The 19586-nt window shown below is 74.3% G+C and carries 20 protein-coding genes and 1 pseudogene; 15 read left to right on the plus strand and 6 right to left on the minus strand.

Annotated features, from left to right (window positions below; genetic code table 11):
• Window positions 1-16: 16 nt before the first annotated feature.
• A complete protein-coding gene (locus ACWIYF_RS09810) occupies window positions 17-2809 on the minus strand; it encodes an ATP-binding protein (protein ID WP_448627935.1) in 2793 nt (930 codons plus the stop codon).
• Between the two features lie 151 nt (window positions 2810-2960).
• Between ACWIYF_RS09810 and ACWIYF_RS09815 the strand changes: the two genes are divergently transcribed.
• The 3 genes from ACWIYF_RS09815 (at window position 2961) to hemQ (ending at window position 4794) form a co-directional block, all read left to right on the plus strand.
• Complete coding sequence (locus ACWIYF_RS09815) at window positions 2961-3470, plus strand: hypothetical protein (RefSeq protein ID WP_448627936.1); 510 nt, start codon at window positions 2961-2963, stop codon at window positions 3468-3470.
• Window positions 3467-4000 carry a YceI family protein gene (locus tag ACWIYF_RS09820; protein ID WP_448627937.1) on the plus strand — a complete coding sequence of 178 codons (534 nt, stop codon included), beginning with the start codon at window positions 3467-3469 and terminating at the stop codon, window positions 3998-4000. The genes ACWIYF_RS09815 and ACWIYF_RS09820 overlap by 4 nt, the downstream gene beginning before the upstream one ends.
• Window positions 4001-4062: 62 nt before the next feature.
• Window positions 4063-4794, plus strand: a complete 732-nt coding sequence (gene hemQ, locus ACWIYF_RS09825; RefSeq protein WP_448627938.1) for a hydrogen peroxide-dependent heme synthase — start codon at window positions 4063-4065, stop codon at window positions 4792-4794.
• Between the two features lie 44 nt (window positions 4795-4838).
• Here hemQ and msrB read toward each other — a convergent pair.
• Window positions 4839-5257, minus strand: a pseudogene (gene msrB / locus ACWIYF_RS09830) (peptide-methionine (R)-S-oxide reductase MsrB).
• Between the two features lie 69 nt (window positions 5258-5326).
• Here msrB and ACWIYF_RS09835 point away from each other — a divergent pair.
• Entirely contained in the window at window positions 5327-5785 is a 459-nt protein-coding gene (locus tag ACWIYF_RS09835; RefSeq protein ID WP_448627939.1) for a hypothetical protein, read from the plus strand.
• Window positions 5786-5850: 65 nt separating this feature from the next.
• On the opposite strand, the gene ACWIYF_RS09840 is transcribed toward ACWIYF_RS09835, so the two are convergent.
• From ACWIYF_RS09840 to ACWIYF_RS09850, 3 genes are all read right to left on the minus strand, one after another.
• Entirely contained in the window at window positions 5851-6054 is a 204-nt protein-coding gene (locus ACWIYF_RS09840; protein ID WP_448627940.1) for a cold-shock protein, read from the minus strand.
• Between the two features lie 150 nt (window positions 6055-6204).
• Window positions 6205-6483 carry a YciI family protein gene (locus ACWIYF_RS09845; RefSeq protein WP_448627941.1) on the minus strand — a complete coding sequence of 93 codons (279 nt, stop codon included), beginning with the start codon at window positions 6481-6483 and terminating at the stop codon, window positions 6205-6207.
• A 53-nt stretch (window positions 6484-6536) separates the two neighbouring features.
• Window positions 6537-6953, minus strand: a complete 417-nt coding sequence (locus ACWIYF_RS09850) for a hypothetical protein (RefSeq protein WP_448627942.1) — start codon at window positions 6951-6953, stop codon at window positions 6537-6539.
• 221 nt (window positions 6954-7174) lie between these two features.
• Between ACWIYF_RS09850 and ACWIYF_RS09855 the strand changes: the two genes are divergently transcribed.
• Both ACWIYF_RS09855 and ACWIYF_RS09860 read left to right on the plus strand, forming a co-directional pair.
• Window positions 7175-7372, plus strand: coding sequence for a hypothetical protein (locus ACWIYF_RS09855; protein WP_448627943.1), 198 nt, complete (start codon window positions 7175-7177; stop codon window positions 7370-7372).
• A gap of 52 nt (window positions 7373-7424) precedes the next feature.
• Entirely contained in the window at window positions 7425-7721 is a 297-nt protein-coding gene (locus tag ACWIYF_RS09860) for a hypothetical protein (RefSeq protein ID WP_448627944.1), read from the plus strand.
• Window positions 7722-7746: 25 nt separating this feature from the next.
• On the opposite strand, the gene ACWIYF_RS09865 is transcribed toward ACWIYF_RS09860, so the two are convergent.
• Entirely contained in the window at window positions 7747-8163 is a 417-nt protein-coding gene (locus ACWIYF_RS09865) for a VOC family protein (RefSeq protein ID WP_448627945.1), read from the minus strand.
• Window positions 8164-8357: 194 nt separating this feature from the next.
• Between ACWIYF_RS09865 and ACWIYF_RS09870 the strand changes: the two genes are divergently transcribed.
• The 9 genes from ACWIYF_RS09870 (at window position 8358) to ACWIYF_RS09910 (ending at window position 19575) form a co-directional block, all read left to right on the plus strand.
• Entirely contained in the window at window positions 8358-8525 is a 168-nt protein-coding gene (locus tag ACWIYF_RS09870; protein ID WP_448627946.1) for a hypothetical protein, read from the plus strand.
• 41 nt (window positions 8526-8566) lie between these two features.
• Window positions 8567-9193 (plus strand): LysE family translocator, encoded by a 627-nt coding sequence (locus ACWIYF_RS09875; protein WP_448627947.1) that lies wholly within the window; start codon window positions 8567-8569, stop codon window positions 9191-9193.
• An 87-nt stretch (window positions 9194-9280) separates the two neighbouring features.
• Window positions 9281-10291: an SDR family oxidoreductase gene (locus ACWIYF_RS09880; protein ID WP_448627948.1), complete on the plus strand. Its 1011-nt coding sequence runs from the start codon at window positions 9281-9283 to the stop codon at window positions 10289-10291.
• A gap of 3 nt (window positions 10292-10294) precedes the next feature.
• Complete coding sequence (locus tag ACWIYF_RS09885; protein ID WP_448627949.1) at window positions 10295-12556, plus strand: glycogen debranching N-terminal domain-containing protein; 2262 nt, start codon at window positions 10295-10297, stop codon at window positions 12554-12556.
• Between the two features lie 76 nt (window positions 12557-12632).
• A complete protein-coding gene (locus ACWIYF_RS09890; RefSeq protein WP_448627950.1) occupies window positions 12633-13319 on the plus strand; it encodes a helix-turn-helix transcriptional regulator in 687 nt (228 codons plus the stop codon).
• A 202-nt stretch (window positions 13320-13521) separates the two neighbouring features.
• Window positions 13522-15282, plus strand: a complete 1761-nt coding sequence (locus ACWIYF_RS09895; protein WP_448627951.1) for an ABC transporter family substrate-binding protein — start codon at window positions 13522-13524, stop codon at window positions 15280-15282.
• A 228-nt stretch (window positions 15283-15510) separates the two neighbouring features.
• Window positions 15511-16272, plus strand: coding sequence for a class I SAM-dependent methyltransferase (locus ACWIYF_RS09900; RefSeq protein ID WP_448627952.1), 762 nt, complete (start codon window positions 15511-15513; stop codon window positions 16270-16272).
• Window positions 16269-17192, plus strand: a complete 924-nt coding sequence (locus ACWIYF_RS09905; RefSeq protein ID WP_448627953.1) for a hypothetical protein — start codon at window positions 16269-16271, stop codon at window positions 17190-17192. Before ACWIYF_RS09900 ends, ACWIYF_RS09905 begins: the two co-directional genes overlap by 4 nt.
• A gap of 13 nt (window positions 17193-17205) precedes the next feature.
• Window positions 17206-19575: a CDP-alcohol phosphatidyltransferase family protein gene (locus ACWIYF_RS09910; protein ID WP_448627954.1), complete on the plus strand. Its 2370-nt coding sequence runs from the start codon at window positions 17206-17208 to the stop codon at window positions 19573-19575.
• Window positions 19576-19586: the final 11 nt, after the last annotated feature.

Genomic DNA, 19586 nt, shown 5'->3' on the forward strand with positions numbered 1-19586 from the left:
GCGCGTTCCGATGTCGTCAGCGGCGCCCGGGAGACCACCGCGCCGGCCCGCTGACGGTCGTCGCGATCTCCGTGCGGTTGGCCAGCCCCAGCTTGCCCAGGATGTTCCGCACGTGGCTCTCCACAGTGCGCTCGGAGAGCACCAGCCGACCGGCGATCTGCCGGTTGGTCAGGGCCTCGGCGACGAGCTCGGCGATCTCCCGCTCCCGTTCGGTGAGCGGGTCCGCCGCGCGCGCCGCCCGGCCTGCTCGCTCTCCCAGCTCGGCGGCCCGCCGCTCGGGCCCGGGCATGCCGAGCAGCCGGGCCTCGGCCTGCGCCGTCCGCGCCAGCTCCCGGGCCCGCGGCAGGTCGGCGGACCGGCCCCGCTCCAGCAGCGCACCCGCCAGCCCGACCCGGTCGTTGACGGCGGCCGGGCGAGCACCGGTGCGGGTGTCCACTGCCAGCGACTCCTCGAAGTGCGCCACTGCCTCGTCCCACTCGCCCCGTACCGCGGCCAGCCGGCCCAGCAGCACCTCCAGCGACCCGCAGCAGTAGACCCCGGCGCCTCTCGCGGCCATCGGGGCGAGTTCGGCGATGATGCCGGCCACGGCCCCCGCTGCGTCGACGTCGCCGAACTCCTCGACCAGCGGCACCAGGGTCTCGGCGACCCCCGTCGACCGGACGAAGTCGCGCTCGGTCATGCGCCCCCGCAGCTGCGCGTAGCGGGCCGCGGCCTCGTCGTGCAGACCGCCCACCAGCGCGGTCACCGCCCGGCTGGCCTGCACGATCGGCACGTCGTCGGCCAGCGCCAGCAGCCGCACCGGATTGGCGTCCAGCTCCATCGGCACACCCGTGACCAGGGCGTGCTGGTACACGAACGCCCCGGACATGCCGGCGGCCGAGATGTCCTGCGCCAGGTCATCCTCCCCGACGACCCTCGCCTCCTCGTTGAGGGCGAGGGCTTCGTCGAAGCGGCCGAACAGCGCGGCGACGGATGCCCGCAGCCGCAGGTCGTGCCATCGCACCAGCGGCAGGCGGGTGCGTCGCGCGAGCGCCGTGATCCGGGCCAGCTCGTCGTCCACGGTCGTGGTGTCGCCTGCCTCGAGCGCCGCGTCGATGCGCCACTTCGCGCCCCACAGCTCGACCAGCGGCTGGCCCGTCGTCGCGGCGTGCTCGATCGCGAGCAGCCCCAGGCGCATCCGCTCCTCTCGCGGCAGGGCGTCCGGGCTGGCCTTCATCCGTGCCCGGACGGCGTCCAGCACCGCTTCCGGGTCACCGCTCTCCTCGGCGAGCCCCAGCGCCCCGGCCGAGGACTCCGCCGCGGCGCCCAGCCTTCCGGCATCCGTCAGCACCGACGCCTCCTGGGCGAGCAGCCGGGCGCGGAGTGCCGGGGGCAGCGACGGGTCGGCCAGCGCGCGCTCGCACATGCGCAGGACGGCGGGGGGAAAGCCGGGCGCCGCGATGTCGTGGACGGTCAGCGCGGCGGGCGCAAGCAGTTCCGGCCGCCCGCACGCGGCCGCGAGATCGGAGGCGGCGACGGCGTGCTCCAGCGCCTCGCCGAACCGGCCGGCGCGGAACTCCGCGGTGGCCAGCTCCAGCAGGAGCTCGGCCCGGTCCCAGGCCTCGGTGCCGGCGCGGTCGGCGGCGTCCAGCGCCGTCACGAGGAACCGCGCGGCCTCCTCGAAGGCCAGCGAGCGGGTCGCGGCGACTGCCGCCCGGCGCGCCCACGACGCCGCCCGGCGCAGCGTCGCCGGCTCGGCGGCCGCTCGCAGCCAGTGCCCGGCGACGACACCGGCGCCGGTGTCGTCGTCCCCGGCGAACTGCTCCAGCGCCTCGGCCGCCCGGCGGTGCAGCTCCTCGCGGGTGCTGGGGGAGAGGTCGCCGTGGATGGCGTCGCGCACGATCGCGTGCGCGAAGCGCCGCCGGCCCGGGACGTCCGGCACAGCGGTGAGGACGCCGGCCCGCACCGCGACGTCCAGCGCGGCGCGCACCTCGTCCGGAGGGCGGCCGGTCACGGCGGCCAGCCGGCCCGCGTCGACCTCCTCGCCGAGCACGGCCGCGGTGTCGAGCAGGTCGAGCACCGTGGGCGGCAGGGCGGTCAGCGTCGTCCGGACGAGGTGCCGCAGCTCGGCGCCGCCGTCCCCGTTGCCCGTCACCGGTGCCCGCGCGACTGCCCGCAGGTAGAGCGGGTTGCCACCGCTGCGGCGGTGCGCCGCCCCGACCACGTCCGCGGGGGCTCCCGGGAGGTATGCGCGGACGTCGTCCTCGGTGAGCGGGGCCAGGGGGAGCGCTCGGGTGGCCGGCCAGCGCAGCAGGTCGGGCAGCGCGCCGTCCAGCCGGTCGCCGGCCGGTCCGGCCGGGTCCCGGTAGGTGCCGACGACGAGCAGCCGCGAGCCGTGCAGCTCGCCGGCGAGGTGGCGCAGCAGCCGCAGCGACGTCTCGTCGGCCCAGTGCAGGTCCTCCAGGACGACGACGAGGCCGTCCGGCTCGGCCGCGTCCAGCAGCGCCTCGGTCGTCGTGGCCACGAGCGCGAAGCGGGCGACGTCCAGGTCGGCGGCCTCGTCCACGCCCGACAGCGCCCCGGCCATCACGGCCCGGACACCGGGCAGCGTGCGCGTCACGCGCCGCCATGGCCACAGCGGCGGAGCGCCTGGGTCGTCCACGCACCGGCCCCACGCGACGGCGGGCGCGGCGGCCACCGCCTCCTCCACGGTCCGGGTCTTGCCGATGCCCGCGGGGCCCGAGAGCAGCAGCAGCCCGCCCCGGCCGTCCGCGGCCGCGGCGATGCGCCCCGTGAGCTCCGCGAGCTCGGCGGTGCGTCCGACGAACACGGCGCGCAGTATCCCGGCGGTCGGGTGCTCTGCGTACCCGGTTTCAGTGGCGGGGTCGCGTGCTTCCACGGATGGCACGGGCGGCCCGCCGCCGGATCGTTCTCCGCGCCGGGACCGGAACCGCCGGTCCCCGTACCGGAGGGAGCACCCCGTGTTCGTCACCGTCTCCGCCACCCCGCCCGCCGGCGCCGACCCGATCGGCTCGGTCGAGGTCGCGCACCTCGAGGGCGGGGGGAGCACCACCATCGCGTTCTGGGCCGCCGAGGACGCCGCCCCGGCCGGCGAGCGGGTCTACCGCGTCGTCGACGGTCTCGACGGCGTCGCCGCCGGCCGGACGCCGCTGTTCGCGCAGATCACCTGGATCAACGGCACCGGCGACCCGGCGATGGCACAGGCCGCCGAGCGCGGCGGCCGCGAGCGGATCGTCCCGGCGGTCCGCGACGTCGAGGGCCTCGTGGGCGTCCTGGTGCTCCGGTCGGCCGACGACCGCATCGTCGTCCTCGGCACCGCCACCTCGCTGGAGACGCACACCGAGGTGCAGGAGCGGATCATGCACACCCCGCTGCTGCCCGGCGAGGACCCGGCGCTGCTCCCTGGCTACGACCGCCTCGAGCTGGGTCGCGTCGTGCGCGCCGACATCCCGCAGGCGGTGCGGTCGTGACCGCGCAGCTGCAGGGTCCGCGGGTCATGGCCGGGACCTGGACCGTCTCCGACAGCCGCACCCGGGTGACCTTCACCGTCTCCGCCTCCTTCGGCCGGCCGGCCCACGGGTCGGTGGCCTGCCAAGGGGGTCAGGTCCGGATCGACGCGGCCGGCACACCGGTCCGGGTCCGCGCGGAGTGCGACCTGGAGAGCCTGGACACCGGCATCGCCCGACGGGACGCCGACCTGCGCAAGCCGCGATTCCTCGACATCGACCGGAACCCGGCCATGACCTGGTCGGCCGACCGGTTCACCCGCACCGACGACGGGCGCTGGGAGGCGCACGGCGAGCTGCACGTGCGGGGCACCTCGGCGCCGCTGACCCTGGTCGGCGGCCCCGAGGCGGCCGCCCCGGACGGCGCGTGGCTCCGGGTGCGCGCCACCGGCACGCTCGACCGGCGGGCGGTCGGCATCCGGGCGCCGGCCTTCCTGATCGGCACCACCGTGCGGATCGACGTCGAGGCCTGGCTCACGCCGGCGCTGCCGTGATCCCCGTCCCGCCGGCGACAGCACCGTCGAGGGCGGTCGCCGGCGCGAGGGAGAATGCAGGCATGAGCGAGCAGCAGACGGACGGACTGACCGAGGCACGCAGCATCGGCAAGCGGGCGAACGAGCTCAACGCCACCATCCGCTACACGATGTGGTCGGTCTTCCGGGTGGCGCGCCCGTTCGGGGAGGAGCCGCGCTCGGCCGCCGCCGAGGAGGCGCAGGCCCTGCTCGACGAGCTGGCCGGCAAGGACGTCGTCGTCCGCGGGACCTACGACGTGTCGGGGCTGCGGGCCGACGCGGATCTGCTGGTCTGGTGGCACGCGTCGTCGGCGGAGGCCCTGCAGGAGGCATACGGCCGGCTGCGCCGCACCGCGCTGGGCCGCCGGCTGGAGCCGGTGTGGTCGCAGATGGCGCTGCACCGGCCGGCGGAGTTCAACAAGAGCCACATCCCGGCGTTCCTCGCCGAGGAGGAGCCGCGCCGCTACGTCTCCGTGTACCCGTTCGTGCGCTCCTACGAGTGGTATCTGCTGCCCGACGAGGAGCGCCGCTTCATGCTCGCCGAGCACGGGAAGATGGCCCGCGACTACCCCGACGTCCGGGCCAACACGGTCGCCGCGTTCGCGCTCGGCGACTACGAGTGGATGCTCGCCTTCGAGGCCGACGAGCTGCACCGCATCGTCGACCTCATGCGCGAGCTGCGCGCCGCGACCGCGCGGCGGCACGTCCGCGAGGAGGTGCCGTTCTACACCGGCGTCCGCAAGCCGGTCGCGGAACTGGTCGCCGACCTGCCGTAGGACGCAGTTCGGGAGCGCAGGTTTCCTGCGCTCCCGAGCTCCGCTCACCCGGCGGGCTCGAGCCTGATGCTCAGCGAGTTGATGCAGTAGCGGTCGCCGGTCGGCGTCTGCGGTGCGTCGTCGAAGACGTGGCCGAGGTGGCTGTGGCAGGTGCCGCACAGCACCTCGGTCGGACCATCCCGTGGCTGCGGTCCTCGCGGAGGATCACGTTGTCGCCCGCCGACGGCTCCCAGAACGACGGCCAGCCGCAGTGCGAGTCGAACTTGGTCTCCGACCGGAACAGCTCGGCGCCGCAGGCCCGGCAGCTGTAGACGCCGACGGTCTTGGTGTCGACGTACTCGCCGGTCCACGGCCGCTCGGTGCCGGCCTGCCGGAGGACGGCGTACTCCTCCGGCGAGAGCTGCGCCCGCCACTCCTCGTCGGACTTGCTGACCCTGGGCTGCTGCTCTGCGGATGCGGTCATGACCTCACCGTACGGCGGCCGCGCCACCTACCGGGAGGTGCCCGGGACCGGCACCGGGAGACTGGTCCGGTGAGCGCGCAGCAACCCCTGGACGACGTCTGGTTCACCCGCGACCTGCCGGTGCTGCGCGCGATCGCGCGGCTCGTCGACGCGCCGGCGCACGGCGGCGCCCCCTACCTGGGCCAGGTGGTGCCGGCCAGCGGCCTGGCGAAGGCCGACGTCGTCGCCGCGGCGCGCGCCCTGGTATCGGCGGGCTACGTCGAGGCGCTGACGAACTACGCCGGCGAGATCGTCCGCTTCACCGGCATCTCGGCCGAGGCGCGGCGGCTGGCGGGGCTCTGGCCGACGCCGCAGGGGGAGTGGGACCGGCTGCTGGAGCAGCTCGCCGCCCGGGCCGAGAACGCACCGACCGACGTCGAGCGGCAGCGGTGGCGGGCCCTGGCCGACGCCGCCGGGGCGCTCGGCCCGGACGACGGGGCGCTGCTCATGGCCGCGCTCATCGGCGGGTACGTGCCCCGGCGCCGCTGAGCCCGCACACGACAGCGCCCCCGCCCGGCGAGCCGGACGGGGGCGCTGTACGTGATCGGAGAAGATCAGAGAGGCTGGACGTTCGCCGCCTGCGGGCCCTTCTGGCCCTGCTCGATGTCGAACGAGATGCGCTGGCCCTCGTCGAGCGAGCGGTACCCGCTGGTCTGGATGGACGAGTAGTGGACGAAGACGTCCGGTCCACCACCGTCAGGGGTGGCGAAGCCGAACCCCTTCTCCGCGTTGAACCACTTCACTGTTCCTTCGGGCATTCCCTGCTCCTAGCTGAGGTACTGCATCGGGGTCCTGCCATTGCGCAGAGCCTTCCCGACGGACACGACCCTAGCCGTACCGAGCGGCGAATGCGGCCACCGGACTCCGGGAAATCCGCAGAACACCGCCGAGACACCTCCGGGGCACGCTCAGGCGTCGGGTCCCAGCACCTCGTTCCACGGCCGGATCGACCACTCGGCCACGACGCCGTTGACCACGAACGGGTCGCCCGCGATGAACTCCTCCGCGGCCTCGCGGGTGGTGAAGACGCCGATGGCGTCGCCGTTGCCCGGCTCGCTCAGCGGGCCGGCCAGGAGGAGCACGCCCCGCTCGTGGAACTCGTCCAGCCGCGCCCGGTGGCCCGGGTAGTTGGCCTGCGCCAGCGGCAGGAAGTCGTCCACGGCGCGGTAGCTCATCAGGTACTTCATGGCGCCATCCTGGCCGAACCGGGCCGGCCGGCGGCCGGTTCGCCGCGGGGGGCCTACAGGAGCCGGCCGTCCCGGTCGAGGATCTCGGAGGGGACGTAGAGGGGCAGCGTGCCGTCGCCGGCCCGGGCGGCGTAGTCGGGTCCGGCGAAGGACGCCGGTGACGCGGGCAGCGCCCGGGGCGCCCGGGGCTCCGGGCGCCACGCCTGGACGCTGATCGGCTCCTGCGCCGCCTCCGCGGCCAGGCGGACGCGCTCCTGCTGCCAGGCCAGCATCGAGCGGCGCCAGCGCCGGCCGAGCAGGTCGAGGGTGACCAGGACGGCGACGCCGATGGCCACCGTCAGGATCCCGTGGGCGACGGCGGAGGCGATGTCGAGGGCGGTCAGCCGGGGCCAGCCGATCTCCTCGAGGCGCGCGACGACGAGCTCGGCGAGGACGTAGAGCAGCCCGTACACCACGAACGAGATCCGCACGTCGCCCACCTCCTCACCTGTGCTCGTCCACGGCATCAACGGCGGGAACGGTGCCCGGCACGAGCGCAACCGGCAGGGAAGGGCGTCGCGGTCACCCGTGCGGGTGAGCCGCCGGTCTTGCGGTGATCGTGCGGTTTCCTCGCGGGGTCCCTGCGGGTGGTCCCGCAGAGTCGTCGGTGACCGGGACGGACCCGGCCAGCCGACTTCCAGGAGCACCCGTCATGGAGACCACCGCCACCCTCGCCCCCGTCGCCCGCCCGCGCTTCGCCGCGGCGAACTTCCTGCCCGCCGGGCCGGGTGGCCGTGCGGTGGTCGCCCAGGCGGTGTCGGTGGCCTTCGCCGTCCGCACCGACCCGGCCGCGGCCGTGGCCGCGCACGCGCTGGATGCCGACGTCGTCGCCGCTCTCCTGGCCCGCTGATCAGCCGCACCTCGTGGTCACGGGTGGTCCCGCACCCGCCGATAGGGAGGCCGTGACGACTTCCGGAGACACGCAGGCGCTCCCTCGCATCCCGGTCCCCGGCACGGGCGCCGGTTCCGCCCACCACCCCACCGTGGCGCTCACCCTCGCCGCGGCACCCGAGCCGCAGCCCTCCCGTGCCGAGGTCCCGGCTGAGTCCGCGGACGCCGCCACCACCGAGCCCGCCGCCGAGGCGCCGGCCGAGTCGCACGAGCGCATCTACGAAGAGGCCATGGCGACGATCGCCGCGCTGGCCAGCGGCTGGTCCACCTCGGTCCAGCGGACCGGCCGCCACCGCGCTGCCGCCTGACGATCCGCGCGCCGCAGCGCGCCCGTCAGCCGGCCTGACCGGAGATGTTCACGAGCCAGCTGACGCCGAACCGGTCGACGCACATGCCGAACCGGTCGCCCCACGGCGCCTTCTCCAGCGGCATGGTGACCGTGCCGCCCTCGGCGAGCCGGTCGAACCAGCCGGACAGCAGCGCGTCGTCGTCCCCGCTCAGCGACATGCTGAAGCCGCTCGCCGGCCGGTACTCCATGGAACTCGGGGTGTCCGAGCCCATGAACGTGACGCCGTGGTCGCCCTCGAGCTGGGCGTGCATCACCAGGTCGTCCTCCGCCGGGTCCTGCGACGCCTGGAACTCCTTGAAGGTCGAGATCTGCAGGGTGCCGCCGAAGACCGAGCGGTAGAACTCCATCGCCGCGCGGGCGTTGTCGCGGAAGTTCAGGTACGGGTTCAGCTGGACGGACATCGCGGGCTCCTCGAGCGATCGGTGGGTCGGTCGGTCGCCGCGGGGGAAGCGGGCGGAGGCCATCATCGCCGTCCCGTCGGCTGCAGGTGAAGACGGCGGAGTGCGACGCAACTCATCTCTCGGCCGGGGAAGCTGCGCACACCGGTCGGGGTTGAGCGAGGGTCGCTCGACGATCAGGAAGAAGAAGCACCGCCATGTCCGACCGCGCCACCTGCTACCGGCACAGCCGCTCCGTCTGGGTGGCCAGCTGCCCCGTCTGCACCGACTGGCACCTCGCCCGGCTCGCCGCCCGGCGCGCCGAGCGGTCTGCCGAACAGAACCCCGCCGACACGCAGGCGAACCGGGTCGACGCCATCGCCTGACCCGCCGTATCACCGGCCCCGCCGGCGGCCTCCGAACCGGCGTGGGGCAGCTGTGGGGCTTCGCGCTGCTGGCGCTGGTCATGTCGATCACGCCGGGCCCGGACGACGTCCTCGTGGTCGGCAGCGCGGTGCGCGGCGGCCCCCGCCTGGCCGCGGCGACGGCGGCCGGCATCGCCGTGGGCTCCCTCGCCTGGGGCGCGGCCACCGGGTTCGGCCTGGCCGGCGTCATGTCCCGGTCGCCGGCGGTGTACGACGGCATCCGTTTCGCGGGCGCGGCGTACCTCGTCGTCCTGGGCGCGTTGCCGCTGCTCGCGCCGCTGTCGCGGAGGGCGCGGCCGCCCGTCGCCGAGGTGCGCGCAACCGGGCGCGGCGGGCTCGGCCCCGCCTTCGCCACCGGGCTGCTCAGCGACCTGCTCAATCCCAAGATCGGGATGTTCTACCTCGCCGGCGTGCCCCAGTTCGTGCCCCCGGGGCAGGACGTCCTGGCGTGGACGCTGCTCCTGTCCGGCATCGACGTGGCCCTGGCCATGGCCTGGTTCGCCGTCCTCGCCTGGGCGGCCTGCGCGGCGGTGGCCGGGCTGCGCCGTCCCGCCGTCGGGGTGTGGTCCCAGCGGGTCGCGGGCGCCTCGCTCGTGGGCGTCGGCGTGGCCGCCGCGTTCAGCGGCTGACCGCCGGCCGTGAGGGGCGCTGAACCGTCGTGTACTGACAGCCGTGATTGGCAGTAGAACGCGCGTACCCGACCGGCGGGAGGTCCGATGCCTCGTCCACTCGCGCAGCAGGTCGTCGTCATCACCGGCGCCGGATCCGGGATCGGCCGCGAGACGGCGCTGGCCTTCGCTCGGCGGGGGGCGACCGTGGTCGTGGCCGCTCGCGGTGAGCAGGCGCTGAAGTCCTGTGTCGACGAGATCGGGAGGCTCGGCGGACGCGGGCTGGCGGTTCCCACCGACGTCAGCGATTTCGCGCAGGTGGAGGCCCTGGCCGGTCGCGCGGTCGCCGAGTTCGGCCGGATCGACACGTGGGTGAACGACGCCGCGGTGAGCACCTACGGCACGGTCGAGCAGATGACGGCCGAGGAGATGCGCCGGGTCGTCGAGGTCGACCTGCTCGGCCAGATGTACGGCATGAAGGCCGCGTTGCCGCACCTGCAGGCGGTCGGGGACGGCGTCCTGATCAACGTGTCGTCGGCGCTGGCGCGGCGCGGCGTCGCACTGCAGGCGGCCTACTGCGCGGCCAAGCACGGCGTCGTCGGCTTCGCCGAGGCGTTGCGGCTCGAACTGGCGCACTCCGGCAGCCGCGTGGCCGTCGTGGACGTGCTCCCCTCGTCGATCAACACACCGCTGTTCCAGCGGGCACGCAGCAAGCTCGGCGTGCTCCCGATGCCGATCCCGCCGGTGTACGAGCCGGTGGTGGTGGCGGACACGATCGTGGCCGTGGCGGAGCGGCCGGTGCGCACGGTGTTCGCCGGCGGCATGGGCAAACTGCTGGAGCTGGGGCAGCGGATCAGCCCGGCGCTGGTGGACCGCTACCTCCTCGGCCCCGGCAAGATCGTGGAGAACCAGCGGACCGACGAGCCGGACGACGGGGCGGACAACCTCGATGCGCCGCTGGACGACGACCCCGGGACCACCGGCCGGTTCGGGCAGCGGTCCCGGTCACGCAGCCTCTACACCGAGTGGTTCGGGCTGCATCCCGACCGCGTCCGGGCCGCCGTCGCCGCCGGCGCGGCGACAGGGGCGGCAGCGCTCGTCCGCTCCGCCCGGCGGTGAGCTGTGGCGGGGTCTGGCACGGGGGCGCGTGACGCGCGGGTCCGCGCCGACCTCCTGCACGTCGCCAGCGGGTGGAGCCTGCTGGTCACCGACGCACTGGGCCGGATGAGCGGCGGACGCACCTGCGGGTTCTACGCCGACAACACCCGGGTGCTGTCGCACGAGCGGATCACCGTCCGGGGCGTCGAGATCGCCCCGTTCGCGTGCGCCCGGATCGGCGGCCACGCCCTCGTCACGCACGTCGAGCTCGGCGACGGGGAGGTGCTGCCGCCGAGGGCGCTGTACCTGACCGTCGAGCGGTTCGTCGGTCCGGGCCTGCGCACGGTCCTGCGGTTCGACAGCTTCAGCGACGAGCCGGTGACCCTCCCGGTGTGCGTGGAGCTCGACGCCGACTTCGCCGATTTCGACGAGGCCGAGTTCGACCGGCGCCGGCAGTCGGCTCCGGTGCTGCGGACCTGGGACGCCGCGACCGGGCGGCTGCGGCTGGACTACGAGCACCCCGAGCTGGACCGGGCGGTGGCCGTCGGGGTGGAGGTGGCCGCGGCGGCGGATCAGGTGACGTGGACGGGGGGAGCGCTGCGCTGGGAGCTCACGCTGCCCCCGCGCGGCCGGGCGACGGCAACGCTCGTCGTCGAGCCGCTGTTCGGCGGCCGGCGTTCCGCCGCGCCGCCGCCGTCGTTCTCGGCCGCCGACCACCCGGCCGCTCGGGCCCAGGACGGCGTCCGCGCCGAGGCGACCGAGCTGATCACGTCCAACCCCGACGTGGCGATCGCCTGGCGCACCGCTGTCGACGACCTGGCAGCGCTCGCGCTCGGCGAGCCGGCCGGCCCCGCCGCACCGACCGCCGGCCTGCCGCTGTACCAGCAGGTCTTCGGCCGCGACGTGCTCACGGCCTCCTGGCAGGCGCTGCTGGGCGCCCGTGTGCCGATGCGCGACAGCCTGCGGCTGAACGCCGCCTGGGTCGGCCGGCGCATCGACGACTGGCGCGACGAGGAACCCGGCAAGATGCTGCACCAGGCGCGGCGCGGGCCGATCGCCGCACTCGGCCACGACCCCCTGTCGGCGTACTACGGCGACTGGGCCACCGTCCCGGACTTCCTCGTCTTCCTCGGCCAGTACTACGGCTGGACCGGCGACCTCGACACCGTCCGCGACCTGCTGCCGACCGCACGGCAGGCGCTGCGCTGGCTGGAGGACTACGCCGACCCTGACCGCGACGGCTTCCTGGAGTACGACACCCGGTCACCGCAGGGCGTGAAGAACCAGGGGTGGAAGGACTCCGACGACGCCATCGTCGACGAGCACGGGGTTCCGGTGCCGAACCCGGTCGCGACCAGCGAGCTGCAGGCCTACCACTACGCCGCCCTCCGGCACGCCGCCGTCGTGCTGGGCGCGTGCGGTGACCGGGCCCGTGCCGCCGAGCTGTGGCAGCGGTCCCGCCGGCTGAGGCGCCGGTTCGACGACGCCTTCTGGATGCCCGAGCGCGGGTGCTACGCCATGGCGCTGGGCCCCGACAAGCGGCAGGTCCGCAGCATCGGCTCCAACGACGCCCACCTGCTCGTCGCCGGCATCGTCCCGCCGGCCAAGGCGGGGCGGGTGGCCCGTCGCCTGATGGCGCCGGACATGTTCAGCGGCTGGGGCATCCGCACCCTGTCGGCCGACCACCCGGTGTTCAACCCGTTCAGCTACCACCGCGGCAGCGTGTGGCCGGTCGAGCAGGGCACCGCCGCGCTCGGCCTCGCCCGGTACGGCAGGTGGGCCGAGCTGCACGCCCTCGCCGAGGGCCTGTTCGCCGCGACCGCGTGCTTCGCCGAGCACCGCCTGCCCGAGACGCTCGCCGGACTACCCCGCGATCCCGCGCACCCGTTCCCGGGGTTCTACCCCCGGTCGTGCTCTCCGCAGGCGTGGTCGGCGAGCGCTGTGATCGCCATGGTGCAGGCGCTGCTCGTGCTGCGGCCCGTCGCTCCGGCCCGCTGCGTGCTGGTCGATCCACACCTGCCCGCCTGGTTGCCCGATCTCACCCTCACCGGGCTGCGGATCGGCGGTAGCACCGCGACGCTGCAGGTGCGCCGTCGCCGCGACGGCACCGCCGCCGTCCACGTCACCGATGCCAGCGGACCGCTCACCGTGCTGCGCCAGCCGACCCGGCAGGCCCGCCCGTCACCGATGCACCGCGTGGCTTCCGCCGCGCACCTCTCGCTCACCCGCGGCGCCGGCCGCCCGATCCGCACCGGAGGCAGAAGATGGACGAGCTCCTCGCCGTGATCACCGGCCGGCCGGGCGGCGAGCCCGTCGGGCGGCTCAGCGGCGACAGCGCTGGGCGGACCGTCGCCCGCCGCACGTGACCGCGCCCCGCACCGCCCGGGCGCTGAACCGGCTCGCCACGCTCGTCAACCCGGTTCGCCGCCGTCTCTACGACCACGTCACCGCGCAACCCGACCCGGTCGGGCGGGACGCCGCCGCGGCCGCGGTCGGCATCAGCCGTCGGTTGGCCGCCTTCCATCTGGACAAGCTCGCCGACGAGGGACTGCTCACCACCTCCTACCGGCGGCTCACCGGACGCAGCGGCCCCGGCGCGGGGCGGCCGGCGAAGCTGTACGCGCGCGCCGAGCACGAGCTCAGCGTGACCATCCCCCCGCGCGACTACGAACTGGCGGCACGGCTGTTCGCGGCCGCGCTCACCGACCTCGGCCACGAGGGGCTCCGGGCGGCAACGGAAGCCGCACGGCGGCTGGGCCGTCAGCTCGCCGCGGCCTCCGGTCCGAACTCGCCGGGGAACGGCCTCGATCGGGTGCGTGCGGCGCTCACCGGCATCGGCTACCAGCCCTACGACGCCGTCGACAGCGACGACGGGCACGTGGTGCGACTGCGCAACTGCCCGTTCCACCGCATCGCCGACGAGGACCGGCAGCTCACCTGCACCACCAACCTCGCGATGCTGAGCGGCATGCTGGACGAGATCGCGCCACACACGACGGCGCGGCTCGAACCGACGCCGGGACAGTGCTGCGTGACGCTGCGCGGGTAGAACGCCGGCGGACCCGGACGACCTCGCGCGCGGGGACCGTGACTGTTGCGTGCGCGACATGCCGGCGTTCTGACTCAAGCTCCGCAGCTGACGTGCCGAAGGTGCTCCCGGTGCGTCGGCGGCCGGAGGGCCCCGTGCCGACGCGGCCCCTCGGACCGGCACCGACCCGCCGTCCCTGAAGCACAGGAGCGCCTGACCCACGATGCACGTTCTTCCGAAGCACCATCAGCGCACCGCCGACCTCGCGTCGCGCCGTCGCGGGACGGCGGCGCGCGCCACGGCGCTCGCGGTCGCCGCCGCAGCGGGGATCACGGTGCTGTCCGGCTGTGCCGGCGCCGCGCAGGCGCCCGCGGCCGGCGGCTCCGCCACGTACGGCGTCGCCGACGCCTGGCCGGAGAACCTCTTCCCCTACATCGCCGCCGGGAACACGACGACGGTGCAGGACCTGCTCGGCCGCGTGCTGCCGTCGGTGTACATCGTCCAGCCCGACTACACCGTCGAGTACGACCGCGAACTGCTCGCGGACGAGCCGCAGAACACCCTGGTGGACGAGCTGCAGACCACGGTCTACCGGCTGAACCCTGACGCGGTCTGGAGCGACGGCACCCCGATCACCGCCGACGACTTCGCCTACACCTGGCACGTCAGCACCAGCACCGACCAGGGCGGCTGCGCCGGCAACATGAGCACGACCGGCGTGGAGAACATCAGCAGCGTCACCGGCTCGGACAACGGCAGGACGGTCACCGTCACCTACGCCACGCCGTTCTCGGACTGGCAGAGCCTCTTCTCCGGCGCCCAGCCGCTGCTGCCCGCCCACCTGATGGCGGACGACGACCCGGTGAAGCAGTGCGCCACGTTCGACGCCGGGTGGGCCACCGCCGACGGCCTGCCCGAGGACATCTCCGGCGGCCCGTGGCAGCTGAAGCGCGGCAGCATCGACGCCTCCGGCCAGACCGCCGTCCTCACGCCGAACCCGGAGTACTGGGGCGCCGCGCCGGGGCTGAGCCGGCTGATCGTCCGCGTCGTCGGCGCCGACCCGGACGTGCAGGCCCTGGGGCTGGAGAACGGCGAGCTGGACGTCATCCGCCCGCAGCCGCAGCTCGACCTGATCGAGCGGATCGACGCCCAGGCGCCCGACGTCACCAGCGAGAGCACCTTCGGGCTGTCGTTCGAGCACCTGGACTTCAACACGCAGGACCCGCAGCTGGCCGACGTGAACGTCCGCCGGGCCTTCGCCATGGCGCTCGACCGGCAGGAGATCGTCGACCAGACCGTGGGCCAGATCGCCCCGGACGCGAAGGTGCTCGACAACCACCTGTACGTCAACAACCAGCCGGAGTACCGCGACAACGCGCCGGCGGAGTACAGGACCCAGGACATCGCCGGGGCCAAGGCCCTGCTGGAGCAGTCCGGCTACGAGCTCGGGGACGACGGCGTGTACGCCAAGGGCGACCAGCGGCTGTCGTTCCGCATCGACACCACCCCGGGCAACGCGCTGCGGGAGACCACCATCACGGTCATGGCGCAGCAGCTCGCGCAGGCCGGCATCGAGGTGACCTTCAACCCGAACCCCGACCTGTTCAGCGGTCCCGACGTGCCCACGTCGGTGGTGGCCGGCGGGTTCCAGATCGCGCTGTTCGCCTCGACCGGCTCCCCGTTCGCGACCAGCCTGCTCCCGTCCTACCAGTCGCCGGCGCGCGGCTTCGGCCAGAACGTCTCCCGGGCGGGCACGGCCGAGATCGATGCGCTGCTGGACGAGGTGGCCGCGGACCAGGACCGCACCGAGCAGGCGGCCGACGCCAACGCGGTGGACGCGTTGCTGTGGGAGCAGATGGCGACCGTCCCGCTCTACCAGAAGCCGACCCTGCTGGCGTACGACAGCGCGCTGCGCGACGTCCGGAACAACGCCAGCCAGAGCGGGCCCTTGTGGAACGCGGAGGCCTGGACGCTCGAGCAGTGATCCCTGGGCGGTAGGGGGACGCAGAGCCCGCCTGGTCGACGTGACCAGGCGGGCTCTGTCGTGCCGTCGACCGGCGCGCAGGCGCCGTGACCGGCGATCGGCGAGACTGAACCACCTCGCCGCGCGAGCCGTGGCCACCTGCACAGGCAGTTACGGAGGCGCGATGCACGCAGTTCCGCCCGCGGCCCTGGCCCGGATCCACGTCGGGGCCGGTAGCAGGACCCAGGGGTGAGACAGGATGAACGCGCTCCGTTCCAGTCGGCGCTGCAGCGGGCGAGGCAGGCCGCCTACCCACCCGGGGAGTTCGTGGGGCAGGAGAGCTTCATGCGCGCCGGCGAGATCCGGCGGCTGGCCCGCCGCGCCCGCATCGGCCCCGGCGTCCCGGTCCTCGACCTGTGCTGCGGGGTGGCCGGGCCGGGCCGGTTGATCGTGGCAGAGCTGGGCTGCCGCTATCTGGGCCTGGACTACTCCGCCGGCGCTGTGGAGATCGCCCGGGAACTGGCCGGCGATCTGCCGTGCCGATTCGAGCAGGCACACGTCCCGCCGCTGCCCGACGGCCGCTTCGAGGTCGTGCTCCTCCTGGAGGCGATGCTGGCCTTCCCCGACAAGAGGGACCTCGTGGGCGAGGTGGGCCGGGTGCTCGAGCCGGGCGGGCGCTTCGCCTTCACCGTCGAGGAGGGCCGGCCGCTCTCGCGCGAGGAGCGGGACCGGATGCCCGACGCGGACACCGTCTGGCCCATCGACCTGGCGGAGTTGACGGCCCTGCTGGACGAGGCCGGGTTGACCGTGACCTCGCAGGAGCAGTGCACCGCCGCGCATCGCGCGGTGGCGGCGGCGATGCTGCAGTCGTTCCGAGAGGACGCGGCCGGGATCGCCGGCCAGGTCGGGGCTCAGGCCCTGACCGATCTGATCACCGCCCATCAGCTGTGGACCGACTGGCTGGGCAGCGGGCGGGTGCGCAAGTTCGCGCTGGTGGCCGAGAAGCGATGAGCTACACCCGCTACCTGGCCGCGAAGAAGACCGTGGACGACCGGGCCCTGAACCGCCATGTGCTGGCCGAACTCCGCCGCCTGATGCCGGCGGGCGCGCCCCGGATCCTGGAGGTCGGGGCCGGCCTGGGGACGATGGTGGCCCGCCTGCTGGAGTGGCAGGTGATCAGCGGCGGGGAGTACACCCTGCTCGACGTCGATCGGCAGCTGTTGGGCGATTCGCGCGCGTGGCTCGGCGAGTGGGCGGCCGCCCGGGGTGTGCCCACCGAACCGCTGCCGGACGGGGTGCGGCTGGGCGATCTGCGGGTCCGCCTGGTCGAGGCCGAGCTCGGCGCCTACCTGCAGGCCGGGCACGGGGAACCGGCCGAGGTGCTGATCGCCAACGCGTTCCTGGACCTCGTGGACGTGCCGGCCGTCCTGCCCGGGCTCTTCCGGCTCCTGGTGCCCGGTGGCGTCTACTGGTTCACGATCAACTTCGACGGCGAGAGCGTCTTCCAGCCCGACCACCCCCGCGACGACGACATCCTGGGGGCCTATCACCGCAGCATGGACGAGCGTGTCCGGCACGGCGGGCCCGCCGGGGAGAGCCGGGCGGGGCGCCATCTCTTCGGCCACCTGCGCGCCGCCGGAGCGCCACCGCTGACGTCGGGGGCGTCGGACTGGGTGGTGCACGCGCGCCCGGACGGCACCTATCCGGACGGTGAGGCCCACTTCCTGGAGTGCATCCTGCAGACGATCGAGGACGAGCTGGCACACCGCGCGGGATCCGACGGCCTGGCCGACTGGATGGCGGTCCGCCGCCGCCAGCTGGCCCGCGGTGAGCTGCTCTACATCGCTCATCAGCTCGATTTCGCCGGCCGGTGGCCCGGGGTGGCTGAACCGCCGCGACCGCAGATCCGTGCTCCTCGTCAAGAGGTCTGACGGGAGAGGCTTTGTGCGCACGGTCCGACTCGCCGCGATCCTCGGCGCACTGATCACCCCCGCTCTGCTCGGCGCTCTTGTCCTGACCACTGGTCTCGGCGTGGCCGGCTGGGTCGTCGGACTGGCCGCCGGCTGGACGGCGACGGCGCTCCTGGTCGTCGGCCGGGTCCGGAGCGGAGCACCGGGCCCCAGGCACGGTGCTCGACGTCGACCCGCGCCGGTCGCCGGAGGGGCGATCCTCCCGGCCGACTGGGTCACCCTGGCCCGGGCGGTGCTGAGCGCCGGGGTCGCGGGACTGGTCGCCGACTCGTTCGACCGGCCGCCGGCGGTCGCCGCGCTGGTGACCCTCGCCTCCGTCGCACTCGTCCTCGACAGCGTCGACGGGCGGGTGGCGCGACGCACCGGAACCGTCACGGCGTTCGGTGCGCGCTTCGACTGCGAGGTCGACGCCTTCCTCATCCTGCTGCTGAGCGTGGCCGTGTCCCGGGACTACGGCGGCTGGGTGCTGGCCATCGGCGTCGCCCGCTACGCGCTGCTGGTCGCCGGGTGGGCGATCCCCTGGCTCGCCGCGCCGCTGCCGCCGCGGTACTGGGGCAAGGTCGTCGCGGCCGTGCAGGGCGTCGTCCTCACCGCCGCGGTCTCCGGGCTGCTGCCGCGCCTGGTCGGCATGATCGCGGTGGGCGCGGCGCTGGTGCTGCTGGCCGAGTCGTTCGGCAGGAGCATCGTCTGGCTCTACCGCACCGGCGCCGGCCCGCGCACCCGCCGGGCGCTGCGGTTCGCCACCGCGCTGGTCGCGGTCGGCGTCGTCTGGGCCGTTCTCGTCGCTCCACCCCGGCTCGACCAGCTGACGCCGGCCGCCTTCGCCCGCATCCCGGTGGAGGGCCTGGCGCTGGTCGCGATCGGCCTGCTGCTGCCGCCCCGGCCGAGACGGGTTCTGGCGGCGGCGGCCGGAGTGGCGCTGAGCCTGCTCACCGTCCTCAAGCTCCTCGACCTGGGCTTCTACGAGAACCTGGGTCGCCCGTTCAATCCGCTGCTCGACTGGGGCTTCCTCCTGCCGGCGGTCGGCGTCCTGCGCGACTCGATCGGGTCCGCGGCCACCAACGTCGTCCTCGTCCTGGCCGGGCTCGCCGTCGTGCTGCTGGTCGCGGTGATCGTCGCCTCGACGATCCGGGTCAGCAGCCTGACCGGCCGGCACCGGCGGCGCTCGTTCGGTGGGGTCGCCGTCCTGGGCACCGTGTGGGCGGTGTGCGCCGCGCTGTCGCTGCAACTCGTCCCCGGCACTCCGATCGCCTCGGCGAGCAGCGCCCGGCTGGCCGTCGCGCACCAGCGTGCCATCGAGGGCGCTGTGCAGGACGAGCAGCGCTTCGAGGCGGCCAGCTCCTCCGCCGACCCGTACGCCGACATGCCCGCCTCGGACCTGCTCACCGGTCTGCGCGGCAAGGACGTCGTCGTCGCCTTCGTCGAGAGCTATGGCAGGTCGGCCGTGGCGGGCAGCACGTACTCACCCGGCGTCGACGCGGTCCTGCGGAGCAGCAGCACCAGCCTGACCCGGTCCGGGTACTCGGCGCGCAGCGCCTTCCTGGACTCGCCGACCTTCGGCGGCGGCAGCTGGCTGGCCCACGCGACCCTGCAGTCCGGACTGTGGATCAACAGCAACCCGCTCTACGACGAGCTGATGACCGGCGACCGGTTCACCCTCAGCGCCGCCTTTGCCAAGGCCGGCTGGCGGACCGTCGCCGTCACCCCGGCCAACGAGCAGCCGTGGCCGGAGGGCAGGACCTTCTACCACTACGACCAGATCTACGACGCGGGCAATCTCGGCTACCGGGGGCCGAAGTTCGGCTGGGCCGAGATGCCTGACCAGTACACGCTGGCCGCGTTCCAGCGGTTCGAGCTCGCCTCCGCCCACCGCCCCCTCATGGCGGAGATCCATCTCGTGTCCTCGCACCACCCGTGGACCCCGCTGCCGAGCCTGGTGCCCTGGGACCAGCTCGGCGACGGCTCGGTCTTCGACCCGATGCCCGCCCAGGGCGTGCCTGCGGACGTGGCCTGGCGCGACATGGACACCGTCCGCCGGCTCTACGGGCAGTCCATCGAGTACTCCCTGGAGGCGTTGCTCTCCTGGTTCACCAACCTCCACGACGACGACGTCGTCCTCGTCCTGCTCGGCGACCATCAACCGGTCGCGACGGTGAGCGGCCAGGACGCCGGCCACCAGGTGCCCATCTCCTTCGTGGCCTCCGACCCCGCCGTGCTCGACGGCATCGCCTCCTGGCACTGGCAGCCAGGGCTGCTGCCGAGCCCGGCCGCCCCGGTGTGGCCCATGGACGCCTTCCGCGACCGGTTCCTGGGCGCATTCAGCAGCTCCGCGCCCCCGCGCTGAGCACGTGGCGT

The organism is Geodermatophilus sp. URMC 64 (assembly GCF_053502555.1).

Coding starts and splice junctions, on each gene's coding strand:
- ACWIYF_RS09855 (WP_448627943.1), top strand. CDS start 7,175: ATGGAGACCACCGCCACCCTCGCCCCCGTCGCCCGCCCGCGCTTCGCC.
- ACWIYF_RS09840 (WP_448627940.1), bottom strand. CDS start 6,054: ATGCCCGAAGGAACAGTGAAGTGGTTCAACGCGGAGAAGGGGTTCGGC.
- ACWIYF_RS09845 (WP_448627941.1), bottom strand. CDS start 6,483: ATGAAGTACCTGATGAGCTACCGCGCCGTGGACGACTTCCTGCCGCTG.
- ACWIYF_RS09895 (WP_448627951.1), top strand. CDS start 13,522: ATGCACGTTCTTCCGAAGCACCATCAGCGCACCGCCGACCTCGCGTCG.
- ACWIYF_RS09870 (WP_448627946.1), top strand. CDS start 8,358: ATGTCCGACCGCGCCACCTGCTACCGGCACAGCCGCTCCGTCTGGGTG.
- ACWIYF_RS09905 (WP_448627953.1), top strand. CDS start 16,269: ATGAGCTACACCCGCTACCTGGCCGCGAAGAAGACCGTGGACGACCGG.
- ACWIYF_RS09880 (WP_448627948.1), top strand. CDS start 9,281: ATGCCTCGTCCACTCGCGCAGCAGGTCGTCGTCATCACCGGCGCCGGA.
- hemQ (WP_448627938.1), top strand. CDS start 4,063: ATGAGCGAGCAGCAGACGGACGGACTGACCGAGGCACGCAGCATCGGC.
- ACWIYF_RS09865 (WP_448627945.1), bottom strand. CDS start 8,163: ATGTCCGTCCAGCTGAACCCGTACCTGAACTTCCGCGACAACGCCCGC.